At 42.8% G+C, this 14,118-nt stretch carries 10 protein-coding genes; 6 read left to right on the forward strand and 4 right to left on the reverse strand.

Features of this window, described 5'->3' with window-relative positions; genetic code table 11:
• Window positions 1-58: 58 nt before the first annotated feature.
• Both JWQ54_RS19050 and JWQ54_RS19055 read left to right on the forward strand, forming a co-directional pair.
• Window positions 59-700, forward strand: coding sequence for a DNA-3-methyladenine glycosylase 2 family protein (locus JWQ54_RS19050; RefSeq protein WP_299588033.1), 642 nt, complete (start codon window positions 59-61; stop codon window positions 698-700).
• A 90-nt stretch (window positions 701-790) separates the two neighbouring features.
• Window positions 791-1,828 carry a DUF4097 family beta strand repeat-containing protein gene (locus JWQ54_RS19055; protein WP_299588036.1) on the forward strand — a complete coding sequence of 346 codons (1,038 nt, stop codon included), beginning with the start codon at window positions 791-793 and terminating at the stop codon, window positions 1,826-1,828.
• 205 nt (window positions 1,829-2,033) lie between these two features.
• On the opposite strand, the gene JWQ54_RS19060 is transcribed toward JWQ54_RS19055, so the two are convergent.
• From JWQ54_RS19060 to cphA, 3 genes are all read right to left on the reverse strand, one after another.
• Window positions 2,034-2,729 carry a pseudouridine synthase gene (locus JWQ54_RS19060; protein WP_299588038.1) on the reverse strand — a complete coding sequence of 232 codons (696 nt, stop codon included), beginning with the start codon at window positions 2,727-2,729 and terminating at the stop codon, window positions 2,034-2,036.
• Window positions 2,730-3,399: 670 nt separating this feature from the next.
• Complete coding sequence (locus tag JWQ54_RS19065) at window positions 3,400-4,182, reverse strand: hypothetical protein (protein ID WP_299588040.1); 783 nt, start codon at window positions 4,180-4,182, stop codon at window positions 3,400-3,402.
• Between the two features lie 274 nt (window positions 4,183-4,456).
• Window positions 4,457-7,084: a cyanophycin synthetase gene (cphA, locus tag JWQ54_RS19070; protein ID WP_299588042.1), complete on the reverse strand. Its 2,628-nt coding sequence runs from the start codon at window positions 7,082-7,084 to the stop codon at window positions 4,457-4,459.
• Between the two features lie 255 nt (window positions 7,085-7,339).
• Between cphA and JWQ54_RS19075 the strand changes: the two genes are divergently transcribed.
• Window positions 7,340-8,248: a cyanophycinase gene (locus JWQ54_RS19075; RefSeq protein ID WP_299588044.1), complete on the forward strand. Its 909-nt coding sequence runs from the start codon at window positions 7,340-7,342 to the stop codon at window positions 8,246-8,248.
• 107 nt (window positions 8,249-8,355) lie between these two features.
• Window positions 8,356-9,198 carry an isoaspartyl peptidase/L-asparaginase gene (locus JWQ54_RS19080; protein ID WP_299588045.1) on the forward strand — a complete coding sequence of 281 codons (843 nt, stop codon included), beginning with the start codon at window positions 8,356-8,358 and terminating at the stop codon, window positions 9,196-9,198.
• A gap of 231 nt (window positions 9,199-9,429) precedes the next feature.
• Here JWQ54_RS19080 and JWQ54_RS19085 read toward each other — a convergent pair whose 3' ends face one another.
• Window positions 9,430-10,746 (reverse strand): amino acid permease, encoded by a 1,317-nt coding sequence (locus tag JWQ54_RS19085; RefSeq protein WP_299588047.1) that lies wholly within the window; start codon window positions 10,744-10,746, stop codon window positions 9,430-9,432.
• A gap of 205 nt (window positions 10,747-10,951) precedes the next feature.
• Between JWQ54_RS19085 and JWQ54_RS19090 the strand changes: the two genes are divergently transcribed.
• Both JWQ54_RS19090 and JWQ54_RS19095 read left to right on the forward strand, forming a co-directional pair.
• Window positions 10,952-11,572 (forward strand): tetratricopeptide repeat protein, encoded by a 621-nt coding sequence (locus JWQ54_RS19090; protein ID WP_299588049.1) that lies wholly within the window; start codon window positions 10,952-10,954, stop codon window positions 11,570-11,572.
• Window positions 11,573-11,797: 225 nt separating this feature from the next.
• Entirely contained in the window at window positions 11,798-13,945 is a 2,148-nt protein-coding gene (locus JWQ54_RS19095) for a carboxy terminal-processing peptidase (RefSeq protein ID WP_299588051.1), read from the forward strand.
• The last annotated feature ends 173 nt before the right edge of the window (window positions 13,946-14,118 follow it).

The raw sequence follows: 14,118 nt of genomic DNA on the forward strand, positions 1-14,118 counted from the left end.
AAAATTGAGAAAAGAAAATGCTAAATCCTAAGAAAATTAGTAATTTTAAAACAACAATATGACCAATAAGTTTACCCAATCCAACTATCACGCAATTTGCGATAAGCTCGCTGCCGCTGATCCCGATCTTGCTGCTATCGTCAAAGCCCACGGTTATCCGCCATTTTGGTCGCGGCCAAATTCGTTTGAAACTTTGGTGCACATTATTTTGGAGCAGCAGGTTTCCCTGGCATCGGCTTTATCAGCCTTAAATAAACTGAAAGAAAGATTACAGGAGCTAACCCCCGTAAGGCTGTTATTGCTTACCGACGAAGAAATGAGGGCCTGTTATGTAAGCCGCCAAAAAAATGGCTATATCAAATATCTTGCAGAAACCTTACTAAGCGGGCAGCTGAATTTAAATGAGTTGGAAGACATGCCCGATGATGAAGTACGGGCCAAATTAGTAGCGCTCAAGGGCATTGGTAACTGGACAGCCGATGTTTACCTGATGTTTGTGCTGCAACATTCGGATGTATTTCCAATTGGCGACCTTGCCGCAGTAAATGCGATGAAACGGGTTAAGAATTTACCTGCCGATACTACTAAAGAACAAATGATAGAAATGGCAACCCAATGGCAGCCATACAGAACTATAGCTACTATGCTGCTGTGGCATTTTTATTTGTCGGTGCCTAAAAATAAGGGGGTGATCGTATAGTGAGACTTACCTGGTATCAAAAAAAAATATCGGGCCAGGTGCAACGCATCGGTATAATTTTAAGTCTGATAGATAAAACAGACTTAAATTATGAAAACTTACTTAACCTTATTTATAGTAGCCTGCCAAAGCGTTGTTGCACTGGCCCAGGATCACGAAAACAAAACACCCTATCTTACCAAATCATTAGCAAATGATGCCATCAACAGCGTTGTTGTAAGTACATCGGCAGGGGGCATATCGGTTAGCGGCCAAAGCGGACAAACACCAAGAGTAGAGGTGTATATAAGAGGCAATAACGGCCGGGAACTCTCAAAGGAAGAAATTCAAAAGCGCCTTGCTGAAGATTATGACATGAATATTTCGGTTAACGGACATGAATTGAATGCAATTGTAAAAAACAAGCACACTTTTTCAAACTGGAAACGATCAATGAGCATCTCATTTAAAATATACGTTCCGCAACAGGTTTCAACCAATTTGAAAACCAGTGGTGGCGGCATTCAGCTTGATAATTTAAAAGGGAATGAAACTTTCTCAACCAGCGGTGGTGGTTTACAAATTGATAAGCTTAGCGGAATGATCCGTGGCAGAACATCAGGCGGCGGCATTGATGTTTCAAATTCAAACGAAGATATTGATCTGAGTACCAGCGGTGGCGGTATTACTGCAAAAAATTGCAGCGGAAAGATCAAGCTGATCACTTCAGGTGGCGGCATAGAGCTTGCCAACTTAAAGGGCAACATCCTTGCGCATACCAGCGGCGGCGGCGTTGAGGGCAACAATATTGAAGGCGAATTATCTACCAGCACATCAGGTGGTGGCATCGACCTGAAAGGAATGAGCTGCAGTTTAGAGGCTAACACAAGCGCAGGCAATTTGGTTGCGCAAATGAATAAAGTAGGCAAATACCTTAAGCTTAGCGCAAGCTCAGGGAATATTGAAATTGAATTGCCGCAAAAGCAAGGGTTCGATCTTGATATAAGGGGTGAAAGCGTTAATCCATCAAAAATAAGCGGCTTTAGCGGCGAATGGAATAAAAACCATATTAACGGAAGCGTAAACGGCGGGGGCATACCTGTTAGCGCACATGCATCAGGTGGTGATATAAATGTGAAGTTTAATTAAGAAAGAAAAGAAGCAAGAGTTAAGAATCAGGATTCAAGACTTGAAAAGGCACCGGGATTTATTTTTGGTGCCTTTACTGTCCCCGCAGGGTCTCTCGCAGAGGACCCTGCGCTGTATGATGTTGAGGGAAGAACTGCATGGTCGAATACTTAGCATGCGGCGCAGGGTCCCTTTCAGGAGACCCTGCGAAGACGAAAATGGAAATTCATAAGCTTACATCCCACCCCATAATCCCAATCACCCTTAAAAACTCATCCTGTAAAGGGGCCTCAATATGTACCGGTACCTGGGTAACCGGATGTGTAAATGTTAATTGCGATGCATGCAGCAGCATGGTATCCAGTTGCCAGCGCTCTTTAAATAGTTTGTTTTGCTTATTGCAGCCGTGGGTACGGTCGCCAATTATTGGGTGAAATATATGGGCGAAATGTTTGCGCAGCTGGTGCATTCGCCCGCTTTCAGGGTTAGCCTCAACCAATGAATAGCGCGAGGTCAGGTGGTTGCCCAGCGGCACATCAAGTTCGGCGCGGGCAAGTGTTTTGTATTTGGTAAATGCCTCCTGTAAAGTGCCGTTCTCTTTACGCAGCGGGTAATCTATCTCTTCTGTATCGGGCGTGTGGCCCCTAACTATTGCCAGGTATTTTTTATCAACCAGGTTTTCAGAAAACTGCTGCTGCATCAGTTTCTCAACATCCTTACTTAAGGCAAATAAAAGCACGCCGCCGGTTTTTCTGTCAAGCCGATGCGCCGGGAAAACATGGCGGTTTAGCTGATCGCGCAGCATTTGCAGGGCAAACTCGGTAGCGTCATTAGCAATTGAAGAGCGGTGCACCAGCAGGCCGTGCGGCTTGTTGATAGCTACAAGGTGTTCATCATGAAACAAAATATCGAGTACGGGCATATTGCCGGCAAAGGTAAAGGCATTATTAATTAATAGCCGATATTTTTTGCGGATAACAACATCGGAAAACTTGTTTCACCCTGTTTCAGGGTGTTCGGCACAGGGAGAGAACGGAACAACGGCAATGACAAAAGACGCCCTGTGCTTGCGGATGGTACAACAATGCAGATAATGATGTCATTTAACCAATGTGCTATAGTTTGAGAGACTGACAAAAGCACATATTGAAAAGGCTGCACTTTTAAACCAGGCAGACAATGATAAAGTTAAGGGATAAGCATCCCTGTTTCGTTCCGTTTCACGCTGTGTCGCTCAAAAACAGAACGGAACACCAGCATAGCCTTACCTCTTTATTTTTTTACTGATACTATAATAATTATATAAAAAAAGGTCAGGCAACGCCTTTGTTGAAATTGTTTCCAACAAAACGCAATGCTCTTTTGGTATGTGCCATGTTGTAGAACTGTCCTAACAGATTTACATGAACATGGCTTCATCCTGCATATTGGTGATAACACCATGGGCGCCGCAATAAGATAGCGCTATTATCTTGTTCCGTTCGCTATCTGTGCCGAACATTATGAAACAGCGGTTAAAATTGTTATTAATTGAGATGCGTTGTTCCGTTCTCTATCTGTTCCGAACAGCCTAAAACAAGGTGAAACAGCAATTATTGCAGATAGTCCTTCTTATCCAAATAAATCGCCAGCTGATTAATCCGGTCTGTCCCTATCACATCCGCATGTAAACTGATCAATTCGTTCCAGCAGGTTGGATTATCGGGCGTATCCCAAAAGCGGATCTTTTTACCAGCGTTATGAGCGCTGTCAATCATAACAGTTAAGCGGTCAACATCCCGCTGAGTTATGTCACGGGCTCCATTCCATTTGGAAAACCGGCTGAACGGAACGCTTACCAAACCAATTTTTGTAAGTTGTTGTGGCGTAAATCCGCCAACATGGTCAACATCAAAGCTGAGCCATGCCGGGTAATTTAACATTACTTCTCCCGGCGGAACGGCACCCGTCATTACAATTGAAAGCCTGCCGGCATGACCGGGGTAATCAAAATATTGACTAAGCGGTTTAAGTTCTTCAAGCACCAATGGCAGGGTAATGGTATAATCTTTTTTTATTTCGATGAGCAGCCGCAGCTTCCTTGTGGTATCGCGCTTGAATTTTTCAATTAAAGGGTCTAAATACATTCTTTTAAGCGACCGGTCTGGTGTTATATCCTTTTCATCGTGTGCCACCATCAAATGACCGTTAACCGCAAAAACATCCGCCTCTATCGATCCAAACCCTGCATCATACGCCCGGTAAAACGGGATGCTGTTTTTATAATCGTTATGGGAATGAGCATCTGCAGGGGTGTAATCTTTGGTTGAGGTGAGGCAGGAGCCAAAAGCAAAGGATAATGCAATTAGTGGAATTATAGATTTTAGTTTATTCATAGATTTAACTCGTTAGGTTAATATACAATCATCATCATGTCATTGCGATCCGCTGGTTAGCGGAGGGCAACCGCGAACTTTACAGAACCGACAGAACGGTGTAGAACCTGTAATTCGTAAATGCACAGTTCGCGATTGCTTCGTATCGCGCAATGACAAATTTTAAATTATCCCTTATTAAAAAAATTCCGAAACGGCGAAGCCCTCTTGAACACCATTAAAAAACAAAACAAATGGTGAAAAATCGAACATCCGAATTCCGAAATCTCCTCCCCTACATATTAAACGTTCCGTTCCTCTCCTGCTCCTGGTAGTTTTGTACGGTTTCAATGGCGTTGTCAATCACATCGCTTAGCGCTACAATAAACGTACCCGGACGGGCAAGGCTCATGGAGTGTTTAATAGCATCAATTTCTTTTGGTACAACTTCAATAGGCACAGTGGTGTTAACAGATGCAATTCCTTCTTTAAGCAGGCCTACAATGTTCTCGGCAGTACGGCCGCGCAAGTGTTTTTCCTGGCGGATAATGATATAATCAAACATCTCGGCAGACAGCTTACCAAGCTCCCGGATGTCCTCATCACGCCTGTCGCCGGTACCTGCTATAATGCCTATTTTTAAAGGAGAATCAATATGATCTAAAAATGCTTTTATGCCTTTAAAACCTGCCGGGTTATGGGCAAAGTCGATCATAAAGCGAAAATCTTTAAAGTTAAAAATGTTCATCCTGCCCGGTGTTTGTGCTGCCGATGGGATAAAGGTTTCGAGTGAGATCTTGATATCCTCAGTCTTAAAATCACATAAGAAAGTGGCAAGCGTGGCAGCCAGCACATTCTCAATCATAAAAGGAACTGTACCGCCAAAAGTTACCGGGATAAGCGTGGTACGCTGCACACGGATCTTCCAATCGCCTTTTTGGATGGTGATAAAGCCGTTTTCATAAATACAGGCAATCCCGCCTTTTTTGCAGTGCGATTTAACAATGGCATTGTTCTCATTTAAACTAAAATACGCCACTTTGCAATGCGCGTTTTTGCCCATCCTTACGCAATATTCATTATCGGCATTTAACACCGCCCAGCCATCTTTTTTAATGGCATCAACCACAACTCCTTTCACACGGGTAAGGTCATCAAGCGTATGAATATCTGCCAGCCCCAAATGGTCTTCCTGGATATTGGTAACTACGCCGATATCGCAAAAGCCAAAGCCTAAGCCTGCGCGTAAAATACCACCGCGTGCGGTTTCAAGCACGGCAAAATCAACTGTTGGGTCCTTCAAAATAAATTCAGAGCTAACCGGACCGGTGGTGTCACCCTTCAGCATCATGGTATTTTGCACATAGATCCCATCGGAAGTAGTGAAGCCAACCCTATGGCCGTTGTTTTTTACAATATGGGCTATCAGACGGGTGGTTGTTGTTTTGCCATTGGTACCTGTAATAGCAATAATAGGGATGCGTGCCGATTTACCCGGAGGATACAGCATATCAATCACATGGCCGGCAACGTTGCGCGGCAGGCCTTCGCTTGGTGCAATATGCATTCTGAAACCGGGTGCCGCATTAACCTCAAGTACTACGCCTCCGTTTTCGGTAAGCGGTTCGGTAAGGTTCTCTGCCATTATATCGATCCCGCAAATATCAAGGCCTATGATCTTTGAGATCCTTTCGCAGATAAATACATTTTGCGGATGCACATGGTCGGTTACATCAACAGATGTTCCGCCGGTACTGAGGTTGGCGGTTGATTTTACAAATACTTTTTCGCCTTTTTTCGGAACGGTTTCTAAGGTATAGCCTTTCTTTTCCAGCAGGTCGAGCGTATCACGGTCAATAGAGATCAGGGTTAAAACATTTTCATGTCCGTAACCACGGCGTGGGTCTTCATTTTCCTTGTCTATCAACTCTTGTATGGTTGATACCCCGTCGCCTTTAACATTTGCCGGATCGCGCAGGGCGGCGGCAACCATTTTATTGTCTATCACCAAAACGCGGAAATCATACCCGGTAACAAACCGTTCAACAATTACCCGGCGAGAGATCTTCGCGGCGTGCTCGTAAGCCTCAATAGCATCCTCGTGTGTTTTTATGTTGATAGAGATCCCGCGGCCATGGTTGCCATCCAACGGTTTAAAAACCAGCGGGAAGCCTACTTTACGGATAGCCTCCTCAACGCCTTCGGGAGATGAAATGGTGATGCCTTTGGCAACGGGAATGGCCTGCTCCTGCAGTAAACGCTTGGTTTCGTCCTTGTTACTGGCTATATCAACGGCAATGCAGCTGGTTTTCTCGGTCATAGTAGCACGGAAACGTACCTGGTTTTTACCATAACCCAATTGCACCAGCGATTGGTTGTTTAACCTTATCCACGGAATATCGCGTGAAATGGCTTCTTCAACTATTGATCCGGTACTTGGCCCTAAACGGGTGTTTTCGCGGATCTCCCGCATTTTCTGAATATCGTCCTCCAGGTTGTAATCTTCTCCTTTTATTAATGCCTCAGCAATTTTTACGGATGATTCGGCAGCAAAGATCCCCACCTTTTCTTCCAAATAAGTAAACACTACATTATAAATACCCGGTGTTTTTGTTTCACGGGTACGGCCAAAACCGGTTTCCATGCCGGCAAGCGTCTGGATCTCTAATGCGATATGCTCAATTACGTGCCCCATCCATGTACCTGCCTGCACCCGCTGAAAGAAACCACCGGGAACACCCGGCGAACAACGGTGGCTGTAAAGAGAAGGCAGCAGTTTTTCGAGTCTTTCATAAAAACCATCGATGGTATTTGTTGGCCTGTTCTCCAGATCTTCAAGGTTTAATCTCATCTGGATCAATTTTTTCCGGCTAACACTCCAGATGTTCGGGCCGCGCAATACTTGTATATTTTCTATCTTCATTATCGATGACGCATTTGTAAGAGGTAATTTTCTTCTAAAACTAAAAAACTTAAGTGTCTAATAAAATTTTTGAGCTAAAAAAGGCATTATTATTTATAACAGACTGCCTTTATGGTGCTTTTTATTTTAATTTGTACCCTGTAAGTTGATTAAGTAAGCAGTTAATTGAGAAAATGGTTGTTTTTTTTTGAAAAACACCAACTCTTTCAGCCCGGTTTTACTTAATTAACTAATTCTAACTTAATCAATTAAAAGATGACTGTCCCGAAAGGCAAATTGATAATTATTGGCGGAGCTGTTGATATGAACACTAATTTAAGCGCTCAGGAAGATATTTTAAAGCCTGATCACCTTAAATTTTTTGAACAGGGGATTTTAAAACGGATCATTACCGAGTCGGCAAAACAAACAGGATCAATTGTAGAGGTAATTACCACTGCGTCGCAGATCCCCGAATTGGTTAGTGAGGAGTACACCGAAGCATTTAACTATTTGCTTGTTAACCACATTGGGGTAATGGATATCCGCAAACGCGAAGATACCGCCAACCCGGAATATCTTGAACGCCTCCGCAAGGCCGATGTAGTGATGTTTTGTGGTGGCGACCAGCTAAGGCTAAGCTCTATTTTTGGGGGGACTGAATTTTTGCAGATTATGAAAGCCCGTTATGAAAATGAGCATTTTGTAATTGCAGGTACCTCAGCAGGTGCAGCCGCAGCATCAACTAATATGATCTATCGGGGGCAAAGCAGCAAGGCGCTGATAAAGGGTGAAGTACAGATCACCGCCGGCCTGGGCTTTATTGATTCGGTTATTATTGATACCCATTTTGTGCAGCGTGGCCGGATTGGCAGGTTGCTTTATGCCGTGGCCAGTAACCCCGGTATGCTGGGAATAGGTTTGGGCGAAGATGCAGGTTTGCTGATAACCGAAGGCACCATGATGGAAGCTATAGGGTCAGGATTAACCATTTTGGTTAACGGCCGCAAAATGGCCGAAACAAATATTTATGATGTGGAGATGGGTTCGCCGGTATCAATAAAAAACATGCGGGTAAGTGTTATGTCGATATTTGATAAATACGACCTGCTGCAAAATCAGCTGATCATAAAAAAGTCGGCACAAACCGAAGACGGCGCGTTTATTGCGGCACCGGGGAGTTAGGGAGAAGCAAGATTATAAGAATCAAGATTCAAGAAATAAGAGAACTTTAATCCTAATCTTGATTCTTGCATCTTGATTTCCTGACTCTTTTACAATATCTATCTACCATGAAACTAATCATCCACGGCGGTTTTTTTAGCGAATCGCAAACTAACCAGGAAGTAAAAAAAGCCAAGCAGGAAGCACTTGCCGAAATAGTAAAGCTTGGCCATAAATACCTGCAAAGCCACACCGCCGTCGAAACAGTGGTTTATACGGTACGTTTGCTTGAGAATTGCGAATTGTTTAATGCAGGCACGGGCTCGCAGATCCAGAGCGACGGTAAAATAAGACTCAGCGCATCATTAATGGATGGTAAGACCATGCGGTTTTCGGGCGTTATAAATATTGAGGATGTAAAAAATCCCATCTGCATTGCCGAAAAGCTTTTAACTTTTGAAGATCGTGTTTTGAGCGGCAAAGGAGCTCAGGATTTTGCACGCGAAAACGGTTTTGGCTACTATAATCCCGAAACACCACAGCGCCGAAAGGAGTACGAAAGGAAACTTAGCGACTCAATCCGCCTGGGTACCGTTGGCTGTGTAGCGCTGGATGTTTATGGCAACCTGGCCGCAGCAACATCAACCGGGGGCAAGGGATTTGAAATACCTGGCCGGGTAAGTGATTCGGCGACAACTGCGGGCAATTATGCCAACGCTTTTGCAGCAATATCATGCACAGGAGTTGGGGAAGATATTGTGAGCGGTGCAATAGCCTCAAATATTGTAACCCGCGTAACCGATGCCATGCCGCTGGCACTTGCAACAGAAAAAACCCTGGATGAATTAAAACCCTATGATGGTTTTGCCGGGATAATCGGCATATCAGCAACCGGCGAAATTTATCATGCCGATACACATCCTTATATGGTTTGGGCAGCTTATGATAATGAAATAGAGGTTTTTGGTTAGTTGATGGGTTTAAGCTAATTAAGTTAAATAGTTTAAACCAGAGAACGTAACACCACTTTGTGTGTAAGCTATGTAACACACTTGCGGTCTCAACGGATTAAAATCCGTTGTTACAAAATATACCGGGCCGATAGCTCTTTACATTAAGGTTCGGATTTATTTTTATTAAACCATAAATCCAGAGGTGTAGCCGAAATGAGTGCAGGCACACAACAACACCCTCAAATTCCGCTAATTATTATCTACCTCATCCTTCTTTTTATAAACCACCCAAACATAAAAAGGGATTCCTGCCATCAGCAGTAAAAACCCCCAGTAAACGGTGCTTTGGCCTGATCCTGCGATTGCCCATATAGAATAGGCGAAAGCCAGCATGCCAACAAGGAGCGCCGCAAATAAACCTTTTGATTGTTTTATTTTCAACCTTACAATAATATAAGCTGCGGCGCAAAAAAGATAAGGCACCAGTGTGTTTAAGGTAGATAGTAATATTAAAAACTTAAACTGTTCCACCAATCCTTTTGTATAATTCATCATCATAAATAAGGAAACAAACGTGCTGCTTACTATAATGCCCACAAACGGCGCCCCCTTTTTATTCTGCCTGCCGAAAATACCGGGGAACAGTTTATCTTTAGCTATGGCGTAAGGCAGCTTACCCTGGATCAGCGTCCACCCGTTTAACGCGCCAAATGCTGCAATGGCCATGCCGCCGCTGGCCCAGTAGCGGGCATTGCTGCCAAACATAATTACTGCTGCATCTGCATATGGCGTAACCGACGTTTTAAGTTGTGCAGCCGGGATAATACCCATTATGCTTATGCTGCCTAAAAGGTACACCACTGTACAGATCAGCAGCCCTAGCATGGTGGCACGTGCAATTGTTTTCCCCGGATTTTCAACGCTATCGGCAGGGATGGTGGCGCATTCAATGCCAACAAACGAGAACATGGTTATGGTAGCAGTGGCATTAATAGCATCATAAACAGAACCGCCGCTGCTGTTAAAAGGATGAAAATTTTCAAGGCGGATAAAAAATAAGCCGCCAATTGAGATCACCAGTAACGGCAATAATTTTAAAATAGTTGTTACCAGCTGAACCTTGCCGGATGTAGGTACACCCCGCATATTGATCCACGATAAAAACCATATTGCGCTTAAACCGGTTACTACTGCTGCCACAGCATTTGTGGCCAGCACCGGAAAAAAAGTGCTCATAGCGCTCACAAACGAAATAGTTATAGCTGCATTAGCGGTAATAATTGAAATATAATAACCCCAGGCAATCATAAAGCCGGCAAAATCACCAAAGCCATAATGCGTATAAGCATAGGGGCCACCGGTACTTTTGGGCACCATAGTACTTAACCGGCTAAATACACGCGCAAGAAAAAAGGCGCCAATGGCCGAAAATACCCATCCAAATAAACTTACGCTGCCATATGAGGCCATTGCGGCGGGTACTAAAAATACCCCGGCACCTATCATGCTGCCAACCACCAGCGAGGTGCTTGTCCAGATGCCTAATTTTTTGGATGTTGAGGCCATTTATATAAGAAAGGTTTTAATTCAGATCAGCATGTAATTTATAAATATATCTGTTTTTATTCTTATCGCTTCGTTATATTTTCCGAACCACTTTTAAAGTATTCCGTAAAACACCATAATTTCCGGCAAAAATTCACGTTTGGGTATTTTGATGAAAATTATTTATTTTTACATTATTAATTTAAACTCAGGGACAAAAGATTAAATGAGATTTACCCTTCTTATTTTTATTTGCTGCATGTTTTGCCTTTCGGCTTCTGCACAGTGGTACAATGTTTTAAAAAGCCACAAACGCTTTCCGTTAATTGAGCAGGTAACAGATCATTCACTTTCACGTATCCGTATTTCCCCGGTGTTAAAACCCGGTAAAGTTCATAATACTACGTTAGATCGCAGCGAATATAGTTTCCAGGCTGCCGAAAACATGGTGATGCGAACGGCTCAGCATAATATGCGTTTCAGGGTATATAATGATGCCAGTTATAACTTTAGCGAGCTGGCCAAGCTTTATATTCAGCAAAACCGCTACTCAGAGGCTAAATGGTATTTGCTGCAAAGTAATATTATATCGCGCCAGCAAAATGACGATAAACATACCATTGCCAATTTAATGGAACTGGCTACTATAAAATCAGAGCTTGGCGATTATACACAGGCACAGCAAGATCTTACCGAAGCGCATGATATGGCCAAAGTAAGAGGGTTTAATATGGATGTAACCGCTATCGAGAAAAAAATGGCATTTATCAAACAAAATAAAAATAACACCCCAAAAACCGATATACGGTACGCTGAAGCGCCTGTAAGCAATTCAAAAGCCGAATAATTTAAGTTATCGCCTGATATTCAATTTACAGCCGTACAATAAATTTGTAACATTATCGTAAAATGTAAACGTATTTTGTGAAAACAATACAAACATTATTGTAATATTGTTATTCATTATAGGAGACGGCATGGGGCTGTCTCTTTTTATTTAAGTTAGCAAACTGTATTTTAGGCACAAGTATTGATGTTTTATATAACCCACGATTTAAAGAGTGTAAAAGATATGTTCAAGAAACTATATTTAGTGCTGGTTCTTGGTGCCACACTGGCGTGCAGCGCAAAACCAGCCAAACCTGTTAAGGTTAATGGCTCAAATAATATTGAGCCCGACGAGAAGCAAAGCGTTGTTTGTAAAACAATTGCTACAATGATATCAAAGTACAACTATAAAAAAGTTGATCTTAATGATTCCATCTCAACAGTGATTTATAATCGCTATTTAAAAATGATGGACGAAAGCCACAATTATTTCCTGGCTTCGGATATCCAGGATTTTGATAAGTACAAAACCGTATTGGATGACGATGTAAAAAACGGTAACCTTACTGATGTTTTTTACATATTTAATGTGTACCAAAAACGATATATCGATCGCATTAAGTACTCCTTAACGCAATTGGATAACAAATTTGACTTTTCGAAGAATGAAAATTTTACTTACGACAGGGATAACCTTCCGTATGTATCGTCAGAAATCGAAATGAACAAGCTTTGGAGCGAACGTGTAAAGTACGACATGCTTAATTTAAAGCTGGCCAGCCCCGATGTTGCCAAGAATAAAGAAACATTAAGAAAGCGGTATACAAATTTATTGTCGCAAGCCAATAAGCTAAACAACCAGGATGTTTTCCAGGTGTTTATGGATGCCTTTACTGAAGCTATTGATCCGCATACCAATTACTTTAACCCTGCAAATGCTGCTAACTTTAATATCGAGATGTCGCGCCAGCTGGAAGGTATTGGTGCAGGATTAAATACAGAGAACGAATTTGTTATTATAAGATCGTTAACACCTGGCGGACCTGCTGAAAAAAGCAAGCAAGTAAATGTGGATGACCGGATTGTTGGCGTTGCCCAGGGTGCCGATGGCGAATTTCAGAACATTGTGGGCTGGAGAGTAGAAAATGCCATAGCGCTGATCCGTGGCAAAAAAGGAACAACTGTAAAACTAGAGCTTTTACCAAAAGGAATGAGCATTGGCAGTAAGCCCAAAGTTGTTGAAATAGTGCGCGAAAAGATCATCCTGAAAGATGAATCTGCAAAAAAAGAGATCCGTACCTATAACGAAAATGGCAAGACCATTAAAATAGGCGTTATTTCTGTTCCTGCTTTTTATATAGATTTTAATGATTATAAATCAGGCAACCCTAACTACAAAAGCACCACGCATGATGTTAAGCTGCTTATTGATTCGTTAAAGCTGCAGGGCGTTGACGGTATAGTGATGGATATGCGCCAAAACGGCGGCGGCTCATTATTGGAAGCCGTTGATCTTACCGGCCTGTTTATTAAGAGCGGCCCGGTTGTACAGGTTAGAAACCCTAATGACGAGATAGAAGTTGATAAGGATGAGGACCCTTCTGTTGCCTACGCCGGACCGATGGCGATTTTGGTTGACCGTTTTAGTGCTTCAGCTACTGAGATATTTTCTGGTGCTATCCAGGATTACGGCCGCGGTATAGTTGTGGGCACCCAAACTTATGGTAAAGGTTCCGTACAAAATGCAATTGACCTTGACAGGGTTATCCCGCCGTCGATGCTTGAACGTGTTGCGGGTTTGGTTGATAAAACTAAAAAGCCGGTTACAACAGGCAGCCAAAGCGTTTTTGGTCAGCTTAATTTAACCATTGCTAAATTTTACCGGGTTACAGGTAACTCAACCCAGCATAAAGGTGTTACACCTGATATTCAGTTCCCGTCGGTTATTCCTTTGGATAAATATGGCGAAGACACTGAACCGTCAGCAATGCCATTTGATGTGATCGCAAAAAGCGATTATACAAAGGTTGGCGATTTTAGCGCTGTGTTACCTCAGTTGAAAAAACTGCATGACCAGCGTATGGCAACCAGCCCTAATTATAAATACATGCTGGAGGATATTGCCGAGATTAAAAAACATGAGGCTGAAAAAAGCGTTACCCTGAATGAGCAAAAGCTGAAGGAACAACGTGATGCCGATGATAAAAAGGCATTTGAAGAAAATAACCTGCGCAGAGTGGCAATGGGCCTTCCTGCATTAAAGAAAGGGCAGACCCGTCCGCGTAATGAGGATCTTGATTTCTTAAAACGTGAAGCCGGCCAGATCCTGACAGATTATATTAGCTTCGGCAATAAACTTACAAGTACAACTGCACCTGCAGTGTCTAACTGATAATCTTAACAAGTTATAAATGACAAAATCCCGGTTAAGCCGGGATTTTGTCATTTATAAGGCTTTTTTTGAAACTCAAGAAAGAATCCTAAGCCCTAAGGGCGACATCCGTCAGCGCAGGGCTGTGCCCTCTATATTGCGTATGATAAATGAATGGATGTTATAGGGTTAAA

This window comes from Mucilaginibacter sp., from assembly GCF_028288225.1.
In the GTDB taxonomy this organism is placed as follows: Bacteria; Bacteroidota; Bacteroidia; order Sphingobacteriales; family Sphingobacteriaceae; genus Mucilaginibacter.

Excerpts from the sequence above, each read along its gene's own strand:
- JWQ54_RS19050 (WP_299588033.1), top strand. The coding sequence starts at position 59 with ATGACCAATAAGTTTACCCAATCCAACTATCACGCAATTTGCGATAAG.
- JWQ54_RS19055 (WP_299588036.1), top strand. The coding sequence starts at position 791 with ATGAAAACTTACTTAACCTTATTTATAGTAGCCTGCCAAAGCGTTGTT.
- JWQ54_RS19060 (WP_299588038.1), bottom strand. The coding sequence starts at position 2,729 with ATGCCCGTACTCGATATTTTGTTTCATGATGAACACCTTGTAGCTATC.
- JWQ54_RS19065 (WP_299588040.1), bottom strand. The coding sequence starts at position 4,182 with ATGAATAAACTAAAATCTATAATTCCACTAATTGCATTATCCTTTGCT.
- cphA (WP_299588042.1), bottom strand. The coding sequence starts at position 7,084 with ATGAAGATAGAAAATATACAAGTATTGCGCGGCCCGAACATCTGGAGT.
- JWQ54_RS19075 (WP_299588044.1), top strand. The coding sequence starts at position 7,340 with ATGACTGTCCCGAAAGGCAAATTGATAATTATTGGCGGAGCTGTTGAT.
- JWQ54_RS19080 (WP_299588045.1), top strand. The coding sequence starts at position 8,356 with ATGAAACTAATCATCCACGGCGGTTTTTTTAGCGAATCGCAAACTAAC.
- JWQ54_RS19085 (WP_299588047.1), bottom strand. The coding sequence starts at position 10,746 with ATGGCCTCAACATCCAAAAAATTAGGCATCTGGACAAGCACCTCGCTG.
- JWQ54_RS19090 (WP_299588049.1), top strand. The coding sequence starts at position 10,952 with ATGAGATTTACCCTTCTTATTTTTATTTGCTGCATGTTTTGCCTTTCG.
- JWQ54_RS19095 (WP_299588051.1), top strand. The coding sequence starts at position 11,798 with ATGTTCAAGAAACTATATTTAGTGCTGGTTCTTGGTGCCACACTGGCG.